Annotated in this window: 23 protein-coding genes; 3 read left to right on the forward strand and 20 right to left on the reverse strand. The window is 39.3% G+C overall.

What is annotated here, in order from left to right:
* Nucleotides 1–8: 8 nt before the first annotated feature.
* The 5 genes from CD03_RS0102190 to CD03_RS0102205 form a co-directional block, all read right to left on the reverse strand.
* The gene (locus CD03_RS0102190; RefSeq protein ID WP_027292230.1) at nucleotides 9–1,625 is read right to left on the reverse strand and encodes an ABC transporter substrate-binding protein; all 1,617 of its coding nucleotides are present in this window, start codon (nucleotides 1,623–1,625) and stop codon (nucleotides 9–11) included.
* A gap of 52 nt (nucleotides 1,626–1,677) precedes the next feature.
* The gene (locus CD03_RS32080; RefSeq protein ID WP_063837226.1) at nucleotides 1,678–2,520 is read right to left on the reverse strand and encodes an MBL fold metallo-hydrolase; all 843 of its coding nucleotides are present in this window, start codon (nucleotides 2,518–2,520) and stop codon (nucleotides 1,678–1,680) included.
* The gene (locus CD03_RS38450) at nucleotides 2,517–2,951 is read right to left on the reverse strand and encodes a MurR/RpiR family transcriptional regulator (RefSeq protein WP_242849015.1); all 435 of its coding nucleotides are present in this window, start codon (nucleotides 2,949–2,951) and stop codon (nucleotides 2,517–2,519) included. Before CD03_RS38450 ends, CD03_RS32080 begins: the two co-directional genes overlap by 4 nt.
* Nucleotides 2,900–3,379 (reverse strand): MurR/RpiR family transcriptional regulator, encoded by a 480-nt coding sequence (locus tag CD03_RS38455; protein ID WP_242849016.1) that lies wholly within the window; start codon nucleotides 3,377–3,379, stop codon nucleotides 2,900–2,902. The genes CD03_RS38450 and CD03_RS38455 overlap by 52 nt, the downstream gene beginning before the upstream one ends.
* A gap of 90 nt (nucleotides 3,380–3,469) precedes the next feature.
* Nucleotides 3,470–4,159: an HAD family hydrolase gene (locus tag CD03_RS0102205; RefSeq protein WP_027292231.1), complete on the reverse strand. Its 690-nt coding sequence runs from the start codon at nucleotides 4,157–4,159 to the stop codon at nucleotides 3,470–3,472.
* 433 nt (nucleotides 4,160–4,592) lie between these two features.
* Between CD03_RS0102205 and CD03_RS0102210 the strand changes: the two genes are divergently transcribed.
* The 3 genes from CD03_RS0102210 (at nucleotide 4,593) to CD03_RS0102220 (ending at nucleotide 7,336) form a co-directional block, all read left to right on the forward strand.
* The gene (locus tag CD03_RS0102210) at nucleotides 4,593–5,324 is read left to right on the forward strand and encodes a GntR family transcriptional regulator (RefSeq protein ID WP_027292232.1); all 732 of its coding nucleotides are present in this window, start codon (nucleotides 4,593–4,595) and stop codon (nucleotides 5,322–5,324) included.
* A 13-nt stretch (nucleotides 5,325–5,337) separates the two neighbouring features.
* The gene (gene deoC / locus CD03_RS0102215; RefSeq protein WP_027292233.1) at nucleotides 5,338–6,042 is read left to right on the forward strand and encodes a deoxyribose-phosphate aldolase; all 705 of its coding nucleotides are present in this window, start codon (nucleotides 5,338–5,340) and stop codon (nucleotides 6,040–6,042) included.
* A gap of 238 nt (nucleotides 6,043–6,280) precedes the next feature.
* On the forward strand, nucleotides 6,281–7,336 hold the full coding sequence (locus CD03_RS0102220) for an NAD(P)-dependent alcohol dehydrogenase (protein ID WP_027292234.1): 1,056 nt from the start codon (nucleotides 6,281–6,283) through the stop codon (nucleotides 7,334–7,336).
* A 105-nt stretch (nucleotides 7,337–7,441) separates the two neighbouring features.
* Here CD03_RS0102220 and CD03_RS0102225 read toward each other — a convergent pair whose 3' ends face one another.
* From CD03_RS0102225 to CD03_RS35675, 15 genes are all read right to left on the reverse strand, one after another.
* The gene (locus tag CD03_RS0102225; RefSeq protein ID WP_027292235.1) at nucleotides 7,442–8,866 is read right to left on the reverse strand and encodes a sugar transferase; all 1,425 of its coding nucleotides are present in this window, start codon (nucleotides 8,864–8,866) and stop codon (nucleotides 7,442–7,444) included.
* 35 nt (nucleotides 8,867–8,901) lie between these two features.
* Entirely contained in the window at nucleotides 8,902–9,663 is a 762-nt protein-coding gene (locus CD03_RS0102230; RefSeq protein WP_027292236.1) for a tyrosine-protein phosphatase, read from the reverse strand.
* 32 nt (nucleotides 9,664–9,695) lie between these two features.
* The gene (locus CD03_RS35665) at nucleotides 9,696–10,772 is read right to left on the reverse strand and encodes a glycosyltransferase family 2 protein (protein WP_052377624.1); all 1,077 of its coding nucleotides are present in this window, start codon (nucleotides 10,770–10,772) and stop codon (nucleotides 9,696–9,698) included.
* Nucleotides 10,772–11,332, reverse strand: coding sequence for an immunoglobulin-like domain-containing protein (locus CD03_RS0102240; protein WP_027292237.1), 561 nt, complete (start codon nucleotides 11,330–11,332; stop codon nucleotides 10,772–10,774). The genes CD03_RS35665 and CD03_RS0102240 overlap by 1 nt, the downstream gene beginning before the upstream one ends.
* A 23-nt stretch (nucleotides 11,333–11,355) precedes the next feature.
* The gene (locus CD03_RS0102245; protein WP_027292238.1) at nucleotides 11,356–12,807 is read right to left on the reverse strand and encodes a polysaccharide biosynthesis tyrosine autokinase; all 1,452 of its coding nucleotides are present in this window, start codon (nucleotides 12,805–12,807) and stop codon (nucleotides 11,356–11,358) included.
* A 28-nt stretch (nucleotides 12,808–12,835) separates the two neighbouring features.
* Nucleotides 12,836–14,224, reverse strand: a complete 1,389-nt coding sequence (locus CD03_RS0102250) for a CpsD/CapB family tyrosine-protein kinase (protein ID WP_027292239.1) — start codon at nucleotides 14,222–14,224, stop codon at nucleotides 12,836–12,838.
* Between the two features lie 10 nt (nucleotides 14,225–14,234).
* Nucleotides 14,235–15,149: a hypothetical protein gene (locus CD03_RS0102255; RefSeq protein WP_027292240.1), complete on the reverse strand. Its 915-nt coding sequence runs from the start codon at nucleotides 15,147–15,149 to the stop codon at nucleotides 14,235–14,237.
* 35 nt (nucleotides 15,150–15,184) lie between these two features.
* Entirely contained in the window at nucleotides 15,185–16,171 is a 987-nt protein-coding gene (locus tag CD03_RS0102260; RefSeq protein ID WP_138003322.1) for a hypothetical protein, read from the reverse strand.
* Nucleotides 16,172–16,558: 387 nt separating this feature from the next.
* Nucleotides 16,559–17,563 carry a glycosyltransferase family 2 protein gene (locus CD03_RS32095; protein WP_044288853.1) on the reverse strand — a complete coding sequence of 335 codons (1,005 nt, stop codon included), beginning with the start codon at nucleotides 17,561–17,563 and terminating at the stop codon, nucleotides 16,559–16,561.
* On the reverse strand, nucleotides 17,545–18,855 hold the full coding sequence (gene pssE, locus CD03_RS36935) for a PssE/Cps14G family polysaccharide biosynthesis glycosyltransferase (protein ID WP_052377625.1): 1,311 nt from the start codon (nucleotides 18,853–18,855) through the stop codon (nucleotides 17,545–17,547). Before pssE ends, CD03_RS32095 begins: the two co-directional genes overlap by 19 nt.
* A gap of 18 nt (nucleotides 18,856–18,873) precedes the next feature.
* Entirely contained in the window at nucleotides 18,874–19,350 is a 477-nt protein-coding gene (gene pssD, locus CD03_RS0102280) for a PssD/Cps14F family polysaccharide biosynthesis glycosyltransferase (protein ID WP_027292242.1), read from the reverse strand.
* Between the two features lie 9 nt (nucleotides 19,351–19,359).
* Nucleotides 19,360–20,463 carry a DegT/DnrJ/EryC1/StrS family aminotransferase gene (locus tag CD03_RS0102285; protein ID WP_027292243.1) on the reverse strand — a complete coding sequence of 368 codons (1,104 nt, stop codon included), beginning with the start codon at nucleotides 20,461–20,463 and terminating at the stop codon, nucleotides 19,360–19,362.
* Nucleotides 20,464–20,480: 17 nt separating this feature from the next.
* The gene (locus tag CD03_RS0102290; RefSeq protein ID WP_027292244.1) at nucleotides 20,481–21,131 is read right to left on the reverse strand and encodes a NeuD/PglB/VioB family sugar acetyltransferase; all 651 of its coding nucleotides are present in this window, start codon (nucleotides 21,129–21,131) and stop codon (nucleotides 20,481–20,483) included.
* Nucleotides 21,132–21,143: 12 nt separating this feature from the next.
* On the reverse strand, nucleotides 21,144–22,910 hold the full coding sequence (locus CD03_RS0102295; RefSeq protein WP_027292245.1) for an ABC transporter ATP-binding protein: 1,767 nt from the start codon (nucleotides 22,908–22,910) through the stop codon (nucleotides 21,144–21,146).
* Nucleotides 22,882–23,868, reverse strand: a complete 987-nt coding sequence (locus CD03_RS35675) for a glycosyltransferase family 2 protein (RefSeq protein WP_027292246.1) — start codon at nucleotides 23,866–23,868, stop codon at nucleotides 22,882–22,884. The genes CD03_RS0102295 and CD03_RS35675 overlap by 29 nt, the downstream gene beginning before the upstream one ends.
* Between the last annotated feature and the right edge of the window lie 7 nt (nucleotides 23,869–23,875).

The following is a 23,875-nucleotide window of genomic DNA, read 5'->3' on the forward strand; positions in this document are numbered from 1 at the left end:
GGTATCCCCTATTTTGTCAGGCTGATACTGCTCATATCCAAAAACGTAACCGGATAATTTTTCATTCCCTGTACACTTTTTGAGGTAGCATAGATGACATCCGGGTCCTGGATATAGACTGCCGCTGCCTGGTCTACCAATAACTGCTGACATTCTTTAAATAATTCTACTCTTTTTGCCTCGTCCGTGGATACTGCCGCCTGGTGAATCAGCTCATCGTACTGAGGATCGGAAAATTTAAAATAATTCTTATCATATGCGGAATCAAAACGGTTGAGAAAATCGTTCGGATCCAGTTTTCCGCTGTGTCCGATAATTGTTGCTTCATAATTTGCCTTACCATAAACGGTATCCAGCCACTGCGCCCACTCGATCAGCTGAATGTCAGCTTCAATACCTATTTTGCTCAATTGGTTTTTAATCACCTGTGCGGTATCTACATGGGTCTGGTAATTAGATGGTACGGTAATGGTCATTTTAAATCCATTCTCATATCCCGCTTCTTTTAAGAGTGTCTTCGCCTTTTCGATATCCGTGTTATAACAATTTTTCAAATCCGTATTAAAATAAGTGCTCATACTGGGGCTTAAGAAGGAATCTACTTTCGTTCCGTTGCCATTTACCACCGTATTGATGATCTCTTCTTTATTTACAGCATAATTGATAGCCTGTCTTACTTTTACGTCATTAAATGGTTCCACGCTGTTATTCAGCGCCATGAGCTGCACCATATTCTGTGGCCCCTGTACAATATTGTAATCATTTTTCAGTGCTTCCACATTCTTTGCATCCACAGAGGTAATATCCAGATCCCCGGATTTCAGCCCCATAAGGCGCGCATTTGCATCCGTCATAATCTTAAATTCTACTTTGTCAATAACCGGCATCCGCTCTTTGATGGTACTGTATTCCGGATATTTTTCTAAAATAACTTTCTGGCCCTGTATGTATTCCACAAATTTAAATGGTCCGGTACCAACTGGTTTTGTGCTGTTCTGGGTATAGTCTTTTTCTACGATAGATATAGTAGCTTTCGATAAAAATCCTGCATTTTTTTCTTTTAGAATAAGATTTACACTGTAATCATCCGGAGTTTCAACCGATGCCAGCAGCTGGTTCAAAGTTTCATTCAATGGTGCCTCCCCATTTAAACCGGCGAGCTTTTCATAAGTATATTTCACATCTTTGGATGTAAAATCCGCTCCGTCGTGGAATTTTATTCCCTGTTTCAGTTTGAAGCTGTAGGTAAGCCCATCTTCAGAGATATCATAGGTCTCCGACAAAGCAGGGATAAATTCTCCTTTTTCATTAAATCCCAGTAAACCTTCAAACACATTCATCATGATTGCAGATGTATCCGTTGCAGAAGAAAGCATCGGATCTAAATTATCCGGCTCGGATCCAACCGATACCTTCACGGTTCCTCCAGCTGCAGATGTCTTTTCAGCTTCTGCACCGGCATTCTGGCTGTCAGCCTCTACTGCAGCAGATTCTCCTGTTTGTCCTGCTTCCGTAACTGTAGTGTTATCCGCCTCTGCCTTGCCTTGAGAACTGCCGCAGCCAGCTGCTGATGCAGCGATAACTGCTGCTAATGTAAACACCATTAATTTCTTTAATCCTCTCATAATTGCTCCTTTCGTACCTTAACGTACTGTCTGTACTGTCTGTACTATCTGTTCAATCGGCTTCATTCCGGTTATCTCCAGTCAAATATCCCAGCCCACCGCGGGGTATCTGATCCTCGCGGCAGTCTCCAAATGATCCCCAGGCGTTTTTGCATGGCTCTTTGCTCACGGGAATATTCAGACGCATGCCCGGCTCTGCCAGAATAATATTTCCCTGATATACTTTTTCTGCTTCTTCCTGCAGGTTTCGGATTTCCCCATAATGAGGAAAATGAGTCAGGCATAAACCAGATACTTCTGCCTTCACCGCCACTTCCCCGGCCTCGCTGGAGCACATATGTCCCCAGACATCTCCTTTTTGACAGGCATACAGTGAAGCTTCGCATAATAATAAATCAGCTTTTCCTGCAAACTCCGCCAACCCATCGTAATAATTCGTATCACCCGAATATACCAGCACGCCTTCTGACCTGCCTTTAGCCTTTACGGCATAGGAAGGGATCTCATGCTGATTCAGGTTCACTTCAAATTCCAGGTCCCCGATTTGAAAATGGGGCTGGTTCTCATAACTGTATCCTTTGCAGTAATTCTCATATGACAGCTTATTCTCATTTCCGGGCCCCCACGCTGCAAAATCTTTCCTGCGCCTGCCGGTTAGGATATCCAGCATCACCGCATATTGCAGGCATCCCAGGTCTGCACAGTGGTCAGGATGATAGTGGGTGAGAACCACCCCGTCTAACTCCTTTAAATCTATCACATTTTGTAACCGGGATAATACACCGCTCCCGCAATCCAGAAGAACTCTGGTATTCCCTTCTTCCAGGAGATAACCGGAAGTTGCTCCATTTTTCACGGGATATGCTCCGTGGCAGCCTATGATTGTCAGTTTCATATGTTCCTTTCCATACAGTTTTCATAGATCATCTCTGTACTTTTTACATTACTCTTAATTCTTTCTTTGTCCAGGCTGACCAGTTTTACCACCAGTGCCTGCGCAAGTGTAAATACCGACGAATAAGAATCCAGAAAAAATACGGATTCCGTAGCGGCATAATACGATATATCCGCCGCTTTCGCAAATGGTGACAGGCTGCAGTCTGTAAATGCAAGAATGGTGACTCCCTTTTCTCTGGCGAGGTTTGCTGCAGACAGGGTTCTCTTACAATACCGCTGGAAGCCCACCAGAATCATCACATCGCCCTCTTTCATAAATGCAATGTGCTCATAATAATTGGACAGATTCAGATGCGTGGCATTTCCCAGAAGGTAATTCAATACAAAATGCAGATAGGAGGATACTCCCAGTCCCATTTTGTCACCCATAATCCAGATTCTCCTGGCATTTGCAATTTCCTTTGCCCCCGTTTCAACTCATCTTTTTCGTTCAAACGAAGGGTATTGGACAGGTTTGCTGCTTCCATATGCCAGTATTCTTCCAGCCAGCTTTCCTGGTCCGTGTTATTTTTCAGCTCCAGATTCACCAGTGCCCGGTTTTTCATCAGATTTTCTTTGACACTGTTTTTCATCTCCAGAAAGCTTTCATATCCCAGTCTTCCAGCCAATCTATGTATCGTAGCCTCACTGACTTTTGACTGTTCTCCCACCTCTTTAGCCGTCATCACGCAGATATTTTCCCAGTTTTTCTTCATATAAATAGCTGCCTGCTGCTGTGTATCCGTCAGCTGCTCAAACTGGTCATCAATCCTTTCGTACAGATTCCTGCCCTTCTTTTCCATTTGCTTTTCTTTCATAATCCACTCCCTTTACCGGAAGGTCCTAAAACAGAGTTTCCGGCCTTCCGGTATTTATTTAAATTTTCGATCCTATACTAATCATAAATTCTAATCTACAAACTTTATAATTTCTGATATATCGGAAATGATTTTATCATGGGTGATCTCTTCAATTCCTTCGTTTCCGTAAGGATTGATTAACACACAATTCATTTCCACTTTTGCGGCCCCTATCACATCGTCATAATAATTGTCTCCGACGTACAGAGATTCTTTGGCACTGGTATTCCCTTGCTCAAAAGCCGCTTCAAAAATTTCTTTTTCCGGTTTTTCAACTCCCATTTCCGAAGAAATTACCACCGTGTCTAATAAATCCAGTAATTGATTTTCCTCCAGAACTTTCCTGCAGGTACGATCCCAGTTAGAAATCAATCCCGTTTTTATCCCTTTTCGTTTCAACTCTTTCAAAACCCCCAGTGCACTGGGAATTTGTTTCCAACCTGCCGATTCTTTTGACCGAATCTCTTTAAACCTCTGGTAAACCTCCATAATATTAAGCCGGACATCTAAAAAATAATTCAGATTTCCAATATACCAGGGCATATAGCAAGTCTCATCCGTCCCCAATACATGGGGATACTCTTTCATAAACAGCTTATCTGTCAGATGATAAGCCTTGTGAATCCGGTTCTCAGACCGGTCAATCTGAAACTCCTTTAATACTTTTTGATACAGCGAACTTCTGGATGGTTCAACCAGAGTCATTCCCAGATCAAACCAAACATAATGATATCTCATTCATTCTGCCGCTCCTTTCTGTAGCCTAAACTTCAATTTCGTAATTATGAATTATTTCCTACAGTTTAATAATATAAATGATATTTATCATGCCTTTATCAGAATAATGTAAAGTTTTTGTGAAATAGTTTTGTGAATAGTTGGACGGTAACCCTGCAGATTACCATCGATGTCATATATTACATTATTTCAGAATATGTATTTTGATACTGGCATGGTAGAAATGAAGTTTAGGTTCATTTTTTTCAGTCTCATTATAATACAGGAACTTGTTCAATGCAAATCCATATACATCAAAAAAAGCCCTCCACGGGCTTTTTTAATTACAGTACAGAATCAATTAAAATCTTTGTAAAAGTCAGCAAACACTTGCGCACCATAATCATTTGCCATATACTATATGCAAACAGATAAAAAAAGAAAGAGGACAGTTATGAGCGAACGTTTACCTGCCTATTTAAAAGTATACCAACAATTAAAAAATGACATCCTGGATGAAAAATATAAAGTTGGGGAAATGATTCCCGTTGAACGCCAGTTAGAAGAAATCTATTCTGTCAGCAGAATTACCATCCGCAAAGCAGTGGAACTTCTTGCGGAAGAAAACTACGTGGAAGTCCGCCAGGGAAGAGGAACCAGGGTATTGGATTATAAAGCCAGGCAAAGCCTCAACTGTGTTACCTCTGTTACGGAAACATTACGGAAAAAGGGGTTTACAGTAACCACAAAGAGCATGTATATCGATACCCTGGTACCTCCGGCTCATGTTTCCCAGATTCTTCAATTAGGGGACAGAGAAAAAGCAGCCAGAGTACAGCGCATACAGCTGGCGGACGGACAGCCTATCGTAATTATGAAAAATTATATTCCGGAATCCCTGGTTCCCGGTATTGCCGGCTATTGCAGCCAGTTCTCCGCACTGTACCAGTTTCTGGAGGATACGTATCATATTGAAATTGATGAAGCCGCTGATAAAATCTTTGCTAAGAACGCAGAGTTTGAAGAGGCACAAATGCTGGAAGTAGAGGTCGGGGAAGCACTGCTCTGCATCCAGAGGCGCTGTTCCCAAAGAGGAAAACCGGTCTGTTTTGATGATGTAACCATTATTGGTAAGAAATATGAGCTCTATACTAATATGACCGGCCGGAATAAAAACTCAATCTGAAAGGAGTAATCCAATGAACCTGCAATTCTTAAAGGAACTGCACCGGCACATCGATGTTAGCTGTGTCCGTGCCGAAAATACCATGGATGATATTAAGCAGATGATTTTATATGCAAAGCAATACCGATTTATCTGTGCATTCTCAATGCCCTGCTTTACCCCTTATCTGGCAGATGCCCTGAAAACAGAACCGGATATACATACCGGCGGAGTTGTGGGCTTCCCTTCGGGCGCAGACACCACCCTTTCCAAAGTACAGCAGAGCACACAGCTTCTGGAAGCAGGATGTCAGGAACTGGATATGGTAATGGCAGTGGGAGCCTTAAAATCAAAAGACTTTCAATATGTAAAACAGGACATTGCACAAGTGGTACAGACAGCCAGAAAAGTACCTGTTAAAGTAATCATAGAGGCGTCTTATTTAAATGATACTGAATTGGAAACTGCTTGTAAAATTGCTTCAGAAGCCGGAGCCGCTTATGTTAAAAGCGGTACCGGCTGGGCAAATATTCCGGTCAGTGCTGATACGATCCGGAAAATGCGTGCTGCTGCTTCGGCTCATGTCAAAATAAAAGCCGCCGGGGGAATCCGCACCCTTGACCATATATTAGATATGCACGAAGCCGGGTGTGACCGGTTTGGCATTGGTGTACAGACAGCTGTGCGGATTATGGCTGAAGCAGAAAAACGCCTTGAAAGTGGGTCAGACAGAGGATAATCGTCATATGAATGTCGTTTTACCGAGACCGTAAACATTATATAAAGATTATATCTTATATAATGTTTACGGTTTTACTTTTACTTTTCTGGTTATTTTATATACAAATTGCACAATTTTTATCCCAAAAGATTATGATATATTTTTGTTATTATTGAATTGATTATACATTCATTATATGTTATATTTATGGCATGTCAAATAATTAACAATGTGTTTTCGAAAGGAGATCGTAACTATGAGAGGTTTTGCAATGTTAGGAATCGGAAAAACTGGATGGATTGAGAAGCAGGCACCTGAATGCGGACCATTAGACGCAATCTGTAAACCACTTGCCATCGCTCCCTGTACTTCTGATGTACATACAGTCTGGGCAGGCGCTTTAGGTGACAGACATGATATGATTTTAGGACATGAAGCAATTGGTGAAGTTGTGGAGACCGGTTCCCTGGTAAAAGACTTTAAACCGGGAGATAAGGTAATTATCCCTGCTATCACCCCGGACTGGAATTCCCTGGAGGCTCAGGGCGGATATTCCATGCATTCCGGCGGAATGCTTTCCGGATGGAAATTCTCCAACTTTAAAGATGGTGTATTCGGTGAATTATTTCATGTAAATGATGCAGACGGGAACCTTGCCCTGCTTCCATCCGGTATGGATCTGGCTTCCGCAAGTATGCTCTGTGATATGGTTCCCACTGGATTTCACGGTGTTGAATTAGCGGATGTACAGTTTGGTGATACGGTAGTTGTCATCGGCATCGGTCCTGTAGGGCTTATGGCGGTAGCCGGAGCTGCACTTCGCGGTGCCTCCCGCATCTATGCCGTTGGTTCCAGACCAAACTGCATTCAGATTGCGAAAGAATACGGTGCAACAGAAATTGTAAATTACCGTGAAGGCGATATCGTGGAACAGATTATGGAAAAGACCCATGGAAAAGGCGTTGACCGTATCGTCATTGCCGGCGGTGATGTAGACACCTTTGACCAGGCAATCCGTATGTTAAAACCAGGCGGAAGAATTGGAAATGTAAATTACCTTGGAGAAGGTGATTATATTAAAATCCCAAGAGTTGAATGGGGCTGCGGCATGGGCCACAAGACAATCGCAGGCGGTCTGATGCCCGGCGGAAGACTCCGTATGGAAAAGCTGGCTTCTTTAATCGAAACCGGCAAACTGGATACCAGTAAGCTGATTACCCATACATTCCACGGATTTGATAAAGTGGAGGAAGCGTTGATGCTGATGAAAGACAAGCCAAAGGATTTGATTAAACCGGTTGTACTGATTTAATATAATGACAAGGGGCTGTAAAAAAACACCCTTTACAAAACAGGTTAGCGGGCATCATCTGTGCCAGCTAACCTATTTTAGTTAGGGGAGTTTTTTACAGCCCCTTTATGTTGCGCCTCTTCTAAAAAACACAACATAAACCGTCTGAAAAAGTATTTTTATATCCAGACCCAGCGACCAGGTATCAATATATTTTAAATCCAATGCCAAAACATCTTCGAAATCCTGTATATTACTTCGGCCGCTCACCTGCCAGAGTCCTGTAATTCCAGGGCGAAGAGTTAATCTCCTTTTATACTGACCTTTATATTTTTCGAATTCATCAACAGTCGGTGGTCTGGTTCCAATAAGGCTCATATCACCTTTTAATACATTCCAGAATTGTGGAAGTTCATCAATACTGGTTTTTCGTATGAATTTTCCCACACGCGTAATTCTAGGATCATCTTTGATCTTAAACATGAGACCATTCATTTCATTTTGCGCTAAAAGCTCCTGTTTCCTATCTTCCGCATCTGCGTACATGGAACGGAATTTATATATCTGAAACCGCCGTCCGTTTTTACCGATCCTGATCTGGGAAAAGAATAAAGGTCCGGGTGACTCCAAAAGAATAAATGGAGCAACCAAAACAACTGAAATGCCAGTTATAACCAGCCCAACTATTGCACCTGCTATATCTATTAATCTTTTAACTACCTCCATTCGCAGGCCAATGGTTTTTTTATAAAAGGAAGTGACATAATAATTCCCCATAATCTGCAATTGCTTATTATGGTCCGCAAGCCGTTTATCTAATACCTGTATATTAACATCCACCATAGCTCCCATATCCTCCAGGCTTTCGATAATGGGATAAAGGTCAATGCCTCCATTGTACGGCATGTTAATAAATACTTCATCCATAACTGCCTGCTTTGCATATTGAAACAGATTATTCTTATTGGCAGTGATCTCAATACCTCTGATTTTGTCACCCAGTTCCTCATCACCTGCATCCCACAGAACCAGAGACTGAATTATGTAATCCCACATACTCTCATCTTCCAGATTATCCAGAACCTCCTGCACACACTCCTTTACAGTTAAAACTACCAGGCGCTTGCTATGATTACTGTATTTATAAATACTGTTTAAATAAATTTTATAAAACATCCGGAATAAAAACATGAAGAGTATATTACCAATAAAATTATAGAGCAATATTAACCTTGAAAAATCAGATGATTTTTTCACCAGGAACAGCAGCACTATAATAACTGCTATCAGGTAAATATTTCCCCGCAGAACAGAAATCAGTTCCTTCCATGCACCTCTCCTAAAAAAGCGCAGGCCGGATGAGCGTAAAAAATATATTCCTATATAAACCAGCACAATTACCAATAAGGATGATCCCGTACCAAATTCTATTCCTATCTCAAAGAAATCTCCAAAACGTATGTAATTCGCAATAAAAAAACTAAGTGAAATGGCCATTATATCCATTAAAATCACGATTACGGTATTCAACTTTTGTTTTTCTGAATTCATACAACCATCCCTCCATCTCTGATACATTTTTTCTATCAACGTAAATATGATCCTGGTACCCTTGGATTTATAATCAATACCTGTTGATCCCTTAATATTCTTTCGGGATTAATATTGAAAAGAATCTGCGCATAGCCCTCTGAATAATTTCTGCTGATATAACGGTATACACTTTTCAATCCCGGCATCCGGCTGTGGATGTGATGGCAGTCACTGGCTATCACCTGTACCAGATTACAATCTAACAGAAGGTGCGCAGTTTCCTTTTCAGCCCGCCCGAATACTCCTGCAATACTTCCTTTATTTATCTGAATAATATAACCTCTCCGATTCCAATCATAGGCAATCTGAGGATTTTTTTGAATTGTTTTATATCGTTCCGGATGCGCAATCACCGGAATTAATCCTTTACTTTCAATGATCTGAAGAAGTTCAAACAGAATTTCCCGATCAGTATCAAATGAAAATTCAGTCAGCAGGTACTTTGACTGGTTCAGTGTCCAGATAGTTCCGTCGGATAATTTATCATATAGATTATAGGATGCAAATACTTCCATACCTTTATAAATATTTATTTGCATGTTCAATTCAGAAAGTCTTTTTTCTAACCGTTTGAATTGATTATTTATTGACTCCTGCCGGCTATCAGGGAATATCTCCGTCAGATTTCCGTGAGGTGTCAGAACCACATCTGTAACACCAGACTGTGTACATATTTTTAACATCTCTACTGCTTCTGTCAAAGAATCTGCCCCATCATCTGTTTCCGGTAAAATATGGGTATGTATATCTATCATGTCATCCTCCTTCAAGTGCAGTAAAATCAACATTAATTACGGTATTCCGGTTTTCTGATTATTTTTCGCAAGAAACAGACATTCTTTTTTAATCTGATTTTTATTTTTTCTTTCAGACAAATAAAGAAATATATCAGAAAACTGCAATTTACAGCTGCAAGCAGGCTTATGATCCTGTACACAGGAAATTTTCCTGGATTCCGGTAACTTTTCCAGAATTCCATTACTTCCTTGTTTAGACATATTTGTTTTACTTTATTATATCCTTGTTTTGCACAGTACATATTGATCAATTGGGCATGTTTCAAATACGCATAATGGTCTTCATAAGCCTGCTGAATCCTGCTGTTCTGCTCTGCAAATCTACCAAGCCGTTTCAGACAACGGTTTTCTACTTTAATTCGGCTGTCTAATATAACCTTTGTAACCAGACTGTTCTCTCTGGTATAATAGATGTACACAGATCTGGATACATATCCGACCTTTCTTTTCAAATGGGAGAAATATTCCAGATTAAAAAGATAATCTTCACACCAGGATATATCCTCCGGAAACCAGAGATTGTTATTTTGAATAATTTCTTTTTTGTATAGTTTGTTCCATAATGCACCGTAATAAAAACCATGTACACATTTTGAAAAATCATCAATAAAGCTGCTCTGATCCAGAACTCCCGTTAGCGTTGACTGCCAGAAGTTTCTTTCATTTTCAAATTTCCCAATAACCAGATCTACATTTTCTTGAGAAAGAAAAGGAAATACAAGTGCAGACAAACTTTCCCGATCCATCCTGTCATCTGCATCTACAAACCAGAGATATCTGCCCTTTGCCCTTTTTATACCTTCATTTCTGGCATGTGAGACCCCCAGCTTTTCCGTATGGATAACAAAAATTCTTTTATCCATTTTCTTAAACCTGTCACACAGAAGACCGCTTCCATCATCAGAACCATCATCAATAATAATGATCTCAAAATCCTGATACGTCTGATGCAGTATATCCTGTACGACAGCCTCTAACCATGATATACAATTATAAACTGGAATTATGATACTAACCGTGTAAACTGACTGCATATAGCCATGCCCTTCTTCCGTTCTGGTTACCATTATTTCACTGTTAAATACAGCTTTTTCCCAATTGAGACATTTCCGTCCTCATCCGCAACGGTATATACAAGTGTATATGTCCCGGGAGCTTCCGTATTATATTCACCATCAACCATAATCTGACGGTATAAGTACTGTTGGGATGATTTATCGTCAACAATTTCTGATATATAATCCAGTGGATTAAATTTGTCACCGATTTTTATTTCAACTTTTTCTTTCAGCAGCTTCAGCACCGGTACTGCCGGATTTGCATTCTGTTGTGATGTATCCGTTTCTGTTGTACCTGATTCTGTTATTTCCTGCTCTTCTGTATTCTTTTCTGTAATATTTGTTTCAGCTTCTGTTCCATTATCTGCTGCTGTTACATTCCGCTTATTTACTGATTTATTATTCTCGGAGTTTACTGCATCTTTTTCATCTGTATTTTTATCTGTAAACTCCACCGTATCTTCTCTGCCCTGACGGATCCGGTTCTGTGTTACTTCAATTGCACTGAGACTTAATAAAAACAGACCTGCGCATATAATTCCGAGAATCACTGTTATGATTTTTCTCATATACACCCCTCCATTGCCGTATTTTAATATCGTTCATTTTCATAATCTACGTATTCATCATATTTTGAATACCCATACTTACTGTATTTTCCATATTTTCCGTTTCCGGTAATTCCTGACTCTGCAAAATTAAGTATATATCCGAGAATATTGATGCCACTGCTTTGTAAAGTGTCAATCCCTTCCTCGACTGATCTCATTTTGCTCTGTCCCTGCTTCATTACATATATTGTCTCATCCACATATCCTCCGATTATAACCCCATCATTCATCAGTGTAACCGGCGGCGAATCAATAATAATGTAATCAAAAGATTCCTCTTCCTTAAGGTATTGCAGTAATTTAGGGATATCTCCTTTCGTGAGCAGTTTGTCAATTGCTTCTCTAGCTGTACCTGACGGAATCATGAAGAAATTTTTATCCACTTCTTTCAGAATATCCTTTACCTCTATATCCCCAGCCAGATAATTAGCAATACCTGCCTCATTTACCTGCATTACCAGATAGTTGTCCGGGTTTGACTTCTGATGCAGATTCATATCCATTAATACTACTTTTCTGCCTATTGAAGCAAGTGCTCTTGCAAGCCCCGTGGCTATCGTCGTAGTTCCTTCATTTCTTCCTGAACTGGTGACCAGAAAAACTTTACTTTCCTCATCTCTTTTTTTGTGTTCCAGTTTAAAGCCTACCACATTTAATAAATCCTGAAATTCATTACCCACACGGCTTTTTCCAAAAATCATTTCATTTCTGCGCCGGCTTCTGGCTTTCATTAATATTGTGGGCAGCTGAGTGAGGCAGGGTATATTGGTTATACGTCGTATATCCTCAGTAGAACGCACGGTTTTCTGTGATGCTGTATAAAAAACCACAAACAATACACAAGCGAAAACCCCCAGAACACCTCCTATTAAGCCATAATAAACTGCATGATATGGTGTCATCGGCTCCTTTTCGTTCATAGGGTTTTTAACTTCTTTCAAATCAACATTTCCCACTACGTCAGATGCATACGACGGGTATACTTCTTTTATTGTTTCCGCTACACTCTGAGAGACGGAATAATGATCCGACACGGCCTCTATGGTGATCATATTGATACCTTCTACATAATAACCGGTAATTTCAGCAGGAATACTGTCCAGGGAATCCACCCCCAGAGCATTCGCGATATCTTGTCCGCAGCCGCTGGCTGTTAATGTTTCTTCAAATGCTGTTCCCAGGTATTTTGCCATCAGTATATTCTGGGAAGAATCCTGGGTCTTATTGACCATGTATGTAACAGCTGCCTTGTATTCCGGATAGTATATAAACCCTGCCACAGATAAGACCAATGCTGCTGATGATAAAATAACCAATAACATTGACAGCCAATAACGTGACAGGCACCTCCAGATGTCATCTATGATACTGCTGATATTTATTACGGCTGCATCATCATAAATATCTTTTACCTCATTTTCATAATCTCGCATCTATTTATCCTCTTATTTTCTATAATTACTAATAAGTACTAATTCGTTTTTCTTTGCTTTTTTGTCTTTTCACCATGCTGCACACTTTATTCTTTACTCCATTAAGTACAAATCCAATAACCGGAACCCCATTGCTCTCCATTAGGTCAATACTGTCATTAATCATTGTAACCCTGGATGACTCCTGACGTACTACCATAAGCATGGAATCCATATATCCCGCCATTACTTCGATATCCTGAATGATACCTACAGGTGCAGAATCAATAATAATATAATCCATCTCTTTTTTAGCTTCTTCCAGCAATGCTTCCAGATTCCCTATCTTTTGTATGAAATTGTTTCCTGCTATAAATTTATCACCGAGAATATAGTACAGATTGCAGCGTCGGTCATAAGATATCAGGTCTTTATATCCGGTACCATATTCAAAACAATTACCGATCTGTTTATCCGGCAGTACAGGAAGTCCCAATACTTTATGTAATGCTGGTCTTCGAAGATCCAGATCCAGAACCAATACTTTCTTTTCCCTTTGTGCCAGAATTAATGCTATATTAGCTGCAAGCGTAGACTTTCCTTCATTCTCCAGGACACTTCCCAAAAGCAAAGTTTTGGATTTGGTTTTATCCATTTGATATTCCATTTTAGTTACAATCTTCTTCATATTTTCAGAAAATGCAAATGACACTGAGGGTTTTGTTACCAGAATACTTTCTTTTCCTTTATGATCTTTTGCTTCGTAACGAACACTACCGATAAAATCAGCGTCGATCTTTACCTTGGCCTGCTGTTCATTATCCAGTTTCCCATTGAACACATGAAATAGTATAACAGCCGCCATTCCCGTAATAACAGCCAGCAGACTAATACCGACAGATAACAGTATTGCATTATTAGGTATCGGTTCAATCTGGTCAGCAGATGGAGCAGATAACGTTTCCAATGTATAACTTTCCATGGCATATGCTGACACATCTTTATAACTGTTAATTGCTTCTTTCATTATTTTAAAAGCATTTTCCGGAGTATCTCCGGATGCCTTTAAAACTATAAGATTTGAATTCTCAGTTCCTTCTGCAATCAGACAGTTTTTCGTATAGACATTCTTTCCCAGTTTTTCTTTTACTATGTTTAAATAAATATCACTGTTTAATATTCCGCAGTACTGTGCCACAGCCTGATTATATTGAAACTCTCTTAAAGTCTGTGCTGAATTATCTTTTGCCACCACTACTACACTTGAGGCAGCAGAGTACTTAACCGGTAACAATTGATTAATACCTACATAACTTAGGAATCCCAAAATGATACTCAACATCAATATAATTTCTAAATTCCTCAGCACTGCCCTGGCAATAGCCGGCATATCAAGACCCATGGTCTTATTTAGTAAAACTTTACTTTCTGATGCCATAATATCCTCCTCATTCAACAACAACTATCAATTCTGCATTGCCGCTATAACCGGTTTCTTTTGATGTATAGTTATAAATAACGGAATAATTACCCTTTTTGGCAGAATCAACATTTGACTTGTAAGATATATCAGCAATCGAGATCCATTCCCCTGCCTTTTCTAAAAGCTGAGATTCTGTGTTTTCTCCCTCTGAGACACTTCCCCGCTCAATCTGTTTTACACTTCCGTCTTTTACATAAGCCACAAAATCTGCCGGATTCAATTGCTCACCTTTTTTCATGTATAATATATATTGTTTTAGATATATCTGCGGTTCAAATGCTGTTTTCTCATAACTATCCTCATATATTTCCACAGAGACCGGCAAAACGGCAGTATCTCCAAGGCTATTTTCCACTTCCAGAGAGCACTTATAAATTCCGCTTTCTATATCCTCTTTAAAAATATCATCGCCTGTGACTTTTACAAATGCACTGATATCGCCATCAATACAATCATTGGCATGAACAATAGACATCAAATCTATCGCAGTAGATTTGGAAAATCTCAAAGGACTGTCTATGTTGAAATGAGGGGAATTATAATCTGTATACTCCAGCTTTCTGGAGGTCTTCCCAATATTCCCTGCTTTGTCTATCGATACATAAGTTGCTGTAAATTCCTGTTGGTCCCCCTCCGGATTTTTTTTAATTCCTTCCAGGAAAACTGAATCTGTCAGATCACCTTCTTCAGGATCCATCGCAGTCACACCTTTTAACAGATCTTTCTGGCTATCGTGTATACTTGCTTTTATTTCTGTGGGATTACAGCTTAAAACCGGCTCTCTCAGATCTTCATTTTTAATCTGTATGAATATATATACAACCATACAGATCACAGAGCATGCAAACAAAATTCTCATTACATATTTCAACCATTTCATATTACTAAGTACTCCTTTCATTGAAACTCTTTTTTCTATTCCGGTAATTCTTTGTATTTTACCAGCATATATTTCTCATCCATCGCATATAGAAGCGCAAATAATACAAAAATGTAATCCAGGGTTCCAAGCACATCTACCCACCACAGAGATATAAAATATAAGACAAAGCATATGCTTAGTGCAGCCGCCAGACGGGAGCCCCTGCATAACGCGCTCCGAAAGCCTTTGATAAGAAAAAATCCATATAGCAGCAGCTGTATTATTAACCCGGGATAGGCGACTTTTATATACTGGTTCACATAATAATTATCAATGGAACTTATCCAGAATCCCTGATACGCCCAGTTAAAGGTATATCCATATCCTCTTCCTATCAATGGATTGATCCAATCTAGTTTAAAAATAAGCGGCAATAACTTTCTGTAATCTTCACTCAATACATATGTCGTTGTATCCACCCCCAGAGATTCTGCAAACTTTGTATTTAAGGCTGCATCAATCAGATGGGCAATGGAGATAAGTACCGACTGGACAGCAGCGGTATTGTAAAACAACATTATGACAATGATACCGGTTATCGCAGTATAAAAAGCAATTAATAACACCGGTAATTTTTCTTTACGGGAACTTGCCAGAAAGATAATGAAGATTTCAAGCAGAAACAGTCCCAACGTAGATCTGGAACCTGTCAGATATACATTTACGGCTATCAGCAAAAAAAGCCAGAAGTGTGAAAATAAACTAATTGCTCTTTTCTTGTAATGAAAACAAACCAAAGGTGTCATTATTAATAAATACAATCCGTACCCCAGTGGATGATGAGCCGGCCCCATGATCCGGTACTGACCATTTCGAAAAGAATCACCCACCACCATGCCTGGTATCATTTCAAACTGTAAGAAAACAGAACCTTTTAACAGGAATTCCAAAATACCAAGAATGCACAGCACATAAGCGATACGGATCAAAACGGATAAAAATTTCTCAACCGAAAGTTCGGCTTTAAATAAATAGATCATTGTGTATAGAACCGCCAGCTGATCAAAAAACGGGTTAAAGAATGTATTTATATTTCTTCGGTATACTGCTGTGTAAAGCAAAACAATCATATATATCAGTACAAAAGCATTCCCACGAAACGAAAAAATGACATTTTTAAATTCCTTTGTCCGCCCAGGATTACGCAAAATCATATACCAGATGATTAAGAGTGTTACCCTCTGGCAATTGAAAACAGAAAAACCTATGTAATCCGGAATAAAAAAAATCGAGATTACAAGAAAAATTGATAATGAATATAAGGAAACTTTTTTATTCTTACTTCTATTCTGGTGCCTTAATTTTTTTTGGAAACCAACTTCGCTGTTCAATGGAAATATTCACATCCTCTCCTGATTCTAAATCCCCTACACCTTCATTCTGATTCTATAGAATTGTCCAAAAACCACTCCGAATCCCCTTATCGTATATTTGTTAACTAACTTTAAAATACATCCTCTTATTCCTCTTTTAAGATATTTATTACTTCTGTAATTACTGAAATAAGTATCAATTATGTTTATAATCTGATTTTGATAATCCATTTTTAATTTCTTATCCCTTAATAAAGCAATTCTTCCAAGGGAACTGCATAGCAGGATTTTTACACAGAAATATTCCAGTTCTGCAAAATAGGTATCCCAGAAATGGTGTACATGGTAAAACTGAATGATTTCGTGTATTACCGTAATCATTTCTCCAGCCCGTGGATTATGCTTTTGTGTCTGGGTAGAATTTTTTCTATAATAATGTGTTACATATTCAGCTTCCAGATAAACGGCTCGGTTAATATACGGAATTAAATTTATGTAAAAGGCAGTATCTTCGTATATCAGCCCTTCCGGAAAAAACACTCCGGCCCGCTTTAATACCGATGCCTTATACAGCTTATTCCAGGGAGAAACCAGGGGATCCAGAAAAAGTTCTCTCTTATTCTTTTTCTCTGATACGGAGGCATAATTTTTCAGACGGTATTTTCTTCCATTTTTAATCTCATAATATCCGTAGCCGCATTCCACCATATCTGCACTTGTTAATACTGCTCTTTTATACATTTGCTCATACATAGCAGAATCAACTGAATCATCAGAATCCACAAATCCTACATATTCTCCGGAACATAAAGATAAGCCCTGGTTTCTGGCTGCAGCCTGGCCTCCATTAACCCTGGTGAACATCCGGATTTTATCCGGATATTTTTTTAAGTATCCTTTCATAATCTCCTCTGAAGAATCTGTAGATCCGTCGTTAATCAGGATAATTTCTATTTCCGGTAATGTCTGGTGCACCAAACTGTCCAGACACTCTTTTAAATATGCTTCGGTATTATATACCGGTACTATAACGCTGACTTTTATTTTTGATCTCTGCATGCCATAACCTCTTCTATAGACCTGACTAAAAAATCCGGAAAATATAAACTGATATCAGAATGATTTTCATAATATAAGATTTCTTTTTTCGTTGAAAAATTACCTGTCTCTAAATCCATCAGCATAAATTTAATATGCTCAGAATAGGTATGTTCTGCTTTAGAGTAATGCAGGTAAATATGGTTTTCTTTATTATTTCGGACAGCATCCAGGATCTTCACTCTCAGATGATTATTTAATTTCTCTAATTTATCCTGATCTGCATCCAAATACCCACAGCCGGTAACCGATACCAGAGTCTGCTCCAGCCGATTATTTTCATCCATCAGATAATCTCCAAGCCGGTATTGGGGGGCACCTGCAATGATTGTACTGCCAGGAATCCGAACCCCAAAATTGATTGCTGCATAACCGCCTTTACTCGATCCGGCAAAAATGATTTTTTTATACCGGCCTTCACTGATTGTTTTCTTAATCAGGCTTTCAACTGCGCGTTCAACAAAAAAATCCATATTCTCACCCAGATAAAATAATCCTCTTGCATCATTCCCTCCATCGTCCAGCACAAATATTTTATCTGCATTTATCCTCTTTAGTGTTCTGACGTAATTATATCTCGCCTTAATTCCGGCTCTTGTACAGGAACTAAACACAAAAATGACTGCATCAGAGTGCATTTTTTCAAATAGATATTTCACAGTAGTATTTTCATACCAGTAGTATTTCTGATGAAACATGATTTTGATTTTTGTAGTGAGATATTCTATATATTTCCCAAATCTTTTCTTAGCAGACTGATCCTGTTTTCCTGCTTGTATCCGATCCAGACAGCCTCCAATATTTTTGATATAAGATTCCGTATTCGAATTGTAAATGAGGGGGGTAAACTGTTCAATTGCCTCTAATTTATTTGCAAGATCAGCTGTTTCCCTGCAAAAGCAAATAAATCCTGCTGCTTCGAACTGGCTGAGCAGTTCCATCTGATGATTGTCTATATGTTCATGGTATTCTTTTTTCCTTGGCACTGCGACTACCTTTTTCCCAGCTTTGATTGCCCTGACTATAATCCCGGTTCCACCGTGTGTTATAATAATCGAACTTTCAGATATTTTTTCTTCCATCTCAGTCTGGTTCAGAAATGCACGGTATGTATAATTAACAGGGATATATTGGGAATAACCGGTTTGGGCATAAACAGCTTCTTTTATGACACCTGTCCCGATCAGGCGGTCTACCTCTATTAATAGCCTGTCAAAAGGAAACTTTTGACTGCCCACTGTAACAAAAATCATTTTTAATCATCTCCTGCCTTAATAAATACCTCCCAGATAAGAAGCCCGGGGAAATATATCCAACATTTTCTTCCATTGTACATAAAAGTTATCCGCAAATTTATATAGAAGTTTTCCAGTTTCCGTTGGGCTTTCAGACTTTGCAAAAGACTCTATATAAATTACTTTTTTTCGAAACAGTTTACATAGCAGACACATCGGTACCATAGCCAAAACACCGGTGCAGACTACCGCTTCCGGTCCTTCCATCATAAAAATCCAAAAAGATTTTAATGTTATCTGAAACATATTTAAGACCCACAGCTTCTCTTTTCTGTTGATCTGTTTCAGAAAATAGGTTTTGTGATTTTTTGTACTGACTTCATAGCCGGTTTTTTCCGTCAATATAAAGCTGTCATACTTGTCCATTAAAGGATCAAGCATCATTAACTGATCAAAATGCCCACCGGAAGATGCCGCAAAACACACTTTTAACTTTTTATCTGCTTTCTTCATTTTTTTCCCTCATCTGCATGCTTTCATCAGTTCACAAATACGATCCACATCATCCATAGCAAGTTGCGGATAGAGCGGCAATGTTATGATATTCTCGGATATATATTCTGCTACAGGTGTAAATCCAGGATCAAACCTCTCCCTGTAACATCTGCAATTATTGATTAACGGGTAGAAATATTTGCGCGGATAGATCTGTTCTTTATTCAGTGCCTCACAGACTTTATCCCGGTCTGCTCCAAAGCTTTCCTCCACTAAGACCGGAAAATAAGCATAATTATATTTGATATTGTCTTTTCGTCTGTTTAACCGGATTCCGGTAACCTCTTTTAAATTTTCTTCATACCGATGTACAATATTTCTTCTTCCGTTAATCAGTTCATCAACATGCTTCAGATTACATAAGCCCATTGCAGCCTGAAATTCATTCATTTTGGCATTTGCTCCGATACTGCTGATTGTCGTTTCACCGGTAATCCCAAAATTTTTAAGCTGATACAGCTTATAACCGGTCTCCATGTCCTTTACAACAGCTGCCCCTCCTTCAATTGTCTGAAACACCTTTGTAGCATGAAAACTAAATATGGAGCCGTCACCATAATTACCAATTCCAATTCCATTTACTTCTTCGCCAAAAGCATGCGCCGCATCATAAATAACTTTTAACCCATGCTTTCTGGCTATTTTTCGTATAGATTCCACATCACAGGGATTTCCGTATACATGAACCGGAATAATAGCTGAAGTCTTATCTGTAATCAGTGCTTCTATCTTACCGGTATCAATTGTATAGTCGTCTTCCAAAATATCGCAGAACACAGGTGTCAGTCCATTTCTGACAATGGCATGTACCGTTGATGCAAATGTAAATGGTGTTGTAATAACTTCTCCTGTCAAACCGGCGGCCTGAATTAAAAATTCAAGTGACAGATGTCCATTAGTAAAAAGCATAGCATAAGGAACATTAAGATATTTTCTTAACTGTTCCTCCAGGTGATTATGCAACGGTCCTGAGTTTGTAATTACACCGGATTGCCAAATTTGATCCAGGTAACGGTCATATTCTTCTCTTGGCGGTAAAAATGGTCTCGTCACATAAATAGGATTCTTCATCTTATCCATTCCTTCCTCTAAAAAAGCTTTTTACCATTTTCACGTACAATGCATTTGGCGGGATTACCAATTGCTGTGGTATGTGCAGGAACATCTTTATATACAGCAGCATTCATACCGATCACAGACGCCGTACCAATGCGCAGCCGGTCACGGATAGCCGCTGCCGGTCCAATATAAACTTTTTCTTCTACACTGCAGTGACCTGCAATAAAAACACCTGCTGAAATCATTGTATTGCTTTTGACACATGTGTCGTGTCCGATCAATGCCATATACCCCACCGCCACATTATCTCCCAGTGTCACATCGCTCCCGATAAATCCATTAGCTACGATCAGTCCCTCTCCGGCTATCAGTGACGGGGATATATTCGAATGAGGATGGATAATTGTTGCAAGATAATATCCGTTATCTTTTATTCTTCTGTATAGAAGTTCCCTGTCAGCCGGATCTCCCACCGATACTGCAAATTCAATCTCATCTGAATCATATGCAGTGATTGCCTCCTCAAAAGTATAAACTCTTTTCCGATATGACTCACTCACACCAATAACATCATCAATAAATACAATTTCCTGCCATCTCTGTTTGAACATATTTACTGTTTCTGCAAGATCTACAAGAATTTTGCCATTACCGCCTGCTCCATATACCCCTAGTACCATAACAGTCTCCTTTTAAAAATCATTTATCATTTTTTTTATTTCACCATCATCCAGTTCCGTTACCTTATGATCAACAATCCGGTATACGCGGCTGCACATAGCCAGTACACTTGGTCTGTGAGTAGTAAGCATACAGGTTCTTCGGCTTGCCTGACCCATAAGATTTTTGAGTATTTTCCGTTCCGTCACTACATCCAGCGCAGAAGTCGCCTCATCTAAAAACAGGATGGGTGTTCTGCATAACAGGGCTCTGGCTATTGCCAGCCGCTGCGCCTGGCCTTCTGAAAAACCGATACCGCCTTCTCCAACAGGCTGATGAATACCTGCCGGAAGTTTATTGACAAAATCCAGGGCACAGGCATTATCCAGAGCTTCCATTAATTCTTCATCAGAAGCTTCCTCCCGTACTAAGCGAAGGTTTTCTGCAATTGTACCGCTCATTATTGTATTTCCCTGTGGGACATAAGCAATCAGTTTACGGAGAGACGGATTCAGTGGCAGAGTATCTTCTTGATTATTACCAACCCGCATCACCGCTTTGTCCCCCGGCACACGAACAAGACCAAGTAATATCCGGAGCATGGTGGTCTTTCCTTCACCCGAAGGGCCTACCAATGCTACAATTTTACCGGGCTCTGCCTTCAGAGTGACATTTTCAAAGACCTCTTTTCCATTTTGGTAAGAAAAATTCATATGCTGAATATCAATTGTCACACCTGTACGCATCCCTTTTTCCAGAAAGTCCACGCTCTCTTCTTCATGTTCTGTCTTTTCATCTTCCATAGCCAGCAGGCTGCGTATCCTGGAAGAAGATGCTATGGTTGTTACTGCATTGGGAATTGTCTGAACCAAAGTCTTAAAAGCTGTGGCTATATAGTTTGCCAATACGATTAACAGAGTCATCGTTCCAATGGAAATCACACCGGTATAGATATGATAGATTGTCCATGCCAGACATACCATTGCACCAAGCTGGCCGCTTACATACATCACTCCCCAGGAAGCTATGGAGTATTTATTTACCAACAGTTCAATTTTCCTTCGTTTTTCCTGTAAATCTACAGATTTTTCCGTGAATACTTTATGAAGATCAAATGCTTTGATTGACTGGATATTATGGAAACTTTCTTTTAAAAACGTCATCACATCGCTGACAGCTTTTCTCTGCGTTTGATTACATATGTACATTTTCTTTAAAAAAATTCTGGAACCAAACAGTACTACAGGCCCTAGAAACATAATTAAAAATATCATGCTGAAATCGTAATAGACTATCAGCAGTGCAGAAATACCTATCTGGATTCCCAGGGATAAAAGACTGGGTATCCACCCGACAACGCTCCCGGATACCATATTAATGTCTTCACTTAGCCTGGTCATCAAATCTCCTGAATGAAGCCTTGTAAGATTTTCCCATTCTGCCGTCAGTATCTTTTTATAAGCCCGCACCGATAAATCCTTTCTCATCCGGTTGCTGATTATGGCAGATAATCTCTGGCTCAGCATGGCTATTATTAAATTCACTAATCCTATGCTGATATAAATTGCAGCAACGGCTATTACACCCTTAAAATCTTTATTCAGCAGCAAATCCACAAAATCTTTTAGCTGTACGGAAATAACAAGTGTAATGCATGCCGTAAACAATGCCAGTGCAGTATACAGAATAATTCCTTTTTTATATGCATTTGAAAGCTGATAGATAAATTTCAGCTCCTGACAAACCTCTTTAAAAAATCCTTCCCTGATTTTATGAACCACTTTTTTTATTTTTATCATCACGTACTCCATCATATCTATTCTGAATTTTCTTTTTCAAACGAAGGTATAATATCCGATTACCATGAATTATCATATACATTCTGTGCGTTCCAAAAAGGATCATAAACAAAGCAAGAAAAAAATATCCCGGACGTTTCCAAACAAACCCTTTCGCCATATAGTCAGAATAGAGTTTCGCCTCCAGATTACGATAAGAAATTAAAACATTCAGTTTTTTTCCTATTTTTTCAATTTCTCTATGTATTGCAAAGGCATACGCTCTCCACAGATAATTTCCCCTTTGAAACTTATATGACCAGCTGCCTTTCTCTTCAATGAGATAACGATATACGGACATTTGTTCCTGCATACAGCCAATCTTCCCCTCACTCAGCAAAAACAGCGGGACAATTCTGTCAAGCGGCGCATAATGTACCTTGTAAAGCAGCTCCAGGAGGGATAAATCCTCTTTCCAAAAGTTTCTGGCTATTACTGTTGAAGTCTGACCTGGGATTAAATAATTCTCCATATCTTTTACCGAATATTCCGGCGAAGCTGAAAATGTACCGGGTAATTCTATTTCTGTCTCATGATGGTCTATAACTTTACATGCGTGATAAATAGCTGAATAATCTCTGTGCTGATCCAGAAAGTCCACCTGCTTTTGCAGTTTACCACTATCTGTCCAGTAATCGTCCCCCTCTAAAAAGGCAACATATTCACCCTTACAGGCTTTCAACGTTTCAATACTGTTGATTTTCATCCCCACATTTTTTTTCCGGAGTACCGGCACTATGCAATCAGAATTTTGTTTTTGCAGTTTTTGAATCACTGCTTGTGTCCGGTCCCCAGAGCAGTCATCACTGACAATAATTTCAATTGAAAAGGATGTCTTTTGCGCTAATACGCTTCGTATGGCTTTCTCTATATATTTTTCATGGTTATACGTTATAATTGCTACACTGACTTTTTTCACTTTTTCC

This window comes from Robinsoniella sp. KNHs210 (genome assembly GCF_000686105.1).
In the GTDB taxonomy this organism is placed as follows: domain Bacteria; phylum Bacillota; class Clostridia; order Lachnospirales; family Lachnospiraceae; genus Robinsoniella; species Robinsoniella peoriensis.

Bases quoted from the DNA above. Each gene is read 5' to 3' on its own strand.
- CD03_RS0102190 (WP_027292230.1), bottom strand. From the start codon at position 1,625: ATGAGAGGATTAAAGAAATTAATGGTGTTTACATTAGCAGCAGTTATC.
- CD03_RS32080 (WP_063837226.1), bottom strand. From the start codon at position 2,520: ATGAAACTGACAATCATAGGCTGCCACGGAGCATATCCCGTGAAAAAT.
- CD03_RS38450 (WP_242849015.1), bottom strand. From the start codon at position 2,951: ATGGGTGACAAAATGGGACTGGGAGTATCCTCCTATCTGCATTTTGTA.
- CD03_RS38455 (WP_242849016.1), bottom strand. From the start codon at position 3,379: ATGAAAGAAAAGCAAATGGAAAAGAAGGGCAGGAATCTGTACGAAAGG.
- CD03_RS0102205 (WP_027292231.1), bottom strand. From the start codon at position 4,159: ATGAGATATCATTATGTTTGGTTTGATCTGGGAATGACTCTGGTTGAA.
- CD03_RS0102210 (WP_027292232.1), top strand. From the start codon at position 4,593: ATGAGCGAACGTTTACCTGCCTATTTAAAAGTATACCAACAATTAAAA.
- deoC (WP_027292233.1), top strand. From the start codon at position 5,338: ATGAACCTGCAATTCTTAAAGGAACTGCACCGGCACATCGATGTTAGC.
- CD03_RS0102220 (WP_027292234.1), top strand. From the start codon at position 6,281: ATGAGAGGTTTTGCAATGTTAGGAATCGGAAAAACTGGATGGATTGAG.
- CD03_RS0102225 (WP_027292235.1), bottom strand. From the start codon at position 8,866: ATGAATTCAGAAAAACAAAAGTTGAATACCGTAATCGTGATTTTAATG.
- CD03_RS0102230 (WP_027292236.1), bottom strand. From the start codon at position 9,663: ATGATAGATATACATACCCATATTTTACCGGAAACAGATGATGGGGCA.
- CD03_RS35665 (WP_052377624.1), bottom strand. From the start codon at position 10,772: ATGGTAACCAGAACGGAAGAAGGGCATGGCTATATGCAGTCAGTTTAC.
- CD03_RS0102240 (WP_027292237.1), bottom strand. From the start codon at position 11,332: ATGAGAAAAATCATAACAGTGATTCTCGGAATTATATGCGCAGGTCTG.
- CD03_RS0102245 (WP_027292238.1), bottom strand. From the start codon at position 12,807: ATGCGAGATTATGAAAATGAGGTAAAAGATATTTATGATGATGCAGCC.
- CD03_RS0102250 (WP_027292239.1), bottom strand. From the start codon at position 14,224: ATGGCATCAGAAAGTAAAGTTTTACTAAATAAGACCATGGGTCTTGAT.
- CD03_RS0102255 (WP_027292240.1), bottom strand. From the start codon at position 15,149: ATGAAATGGTTGAAATATGTAATGAGAATTTTGTTTGCATGCTCTGTG.
- CD03_RS0102260 (WP_138003322.1), bottom strand. From the start codon at position 16,171: ATGATCTATTTATTTAAAGCCGAACTTTCGGTTGAGAAATTTTTATCC.
- CD03_RS32095 (WP_044288853.1), bottom strand. From the start codon at position 17,563: ATGCAGAGATCAAAAATAAAAGTCAGCGTTATAGTACCGGTATATAAT.
- pssE (WP_052377625.1), bottom strand. From the start codon at position 18,855: ATGATTTTTGTTACAGTGGGCAGTCAAAAGTTTCCTTTTGACAGGCTA.
- pssD (WP_027292242.1), bottom strand. From the start codon at position 19,350: ATGAAGAAAGCAGATAAAAAGTTAAAAGTGTGTTTTGCGGCATCTTCC.
- CD03_RS0102285 (WP_027292243.1), bottom strand. From the start codon at position 20,463: ATGAAGAATCCTATTTATGTGACGAGACCATTTTTACCGCCAAGAGAA.
- CD03_RS0102290 (WP_027292244.1), bottom strand. From the start codon at position 21,131: ATGGTACTAGGGGTATATGGAGCAGGCGGTAATGGCAAAATTCTTGTA.
- CD03_RS0102295 (WP_027292245.1), bottom strand. From the start codon at position 22,910: ATGATAAAAATAAAAAAAGTGGTTCATAAAATCAGGGAAGGATTTTTT.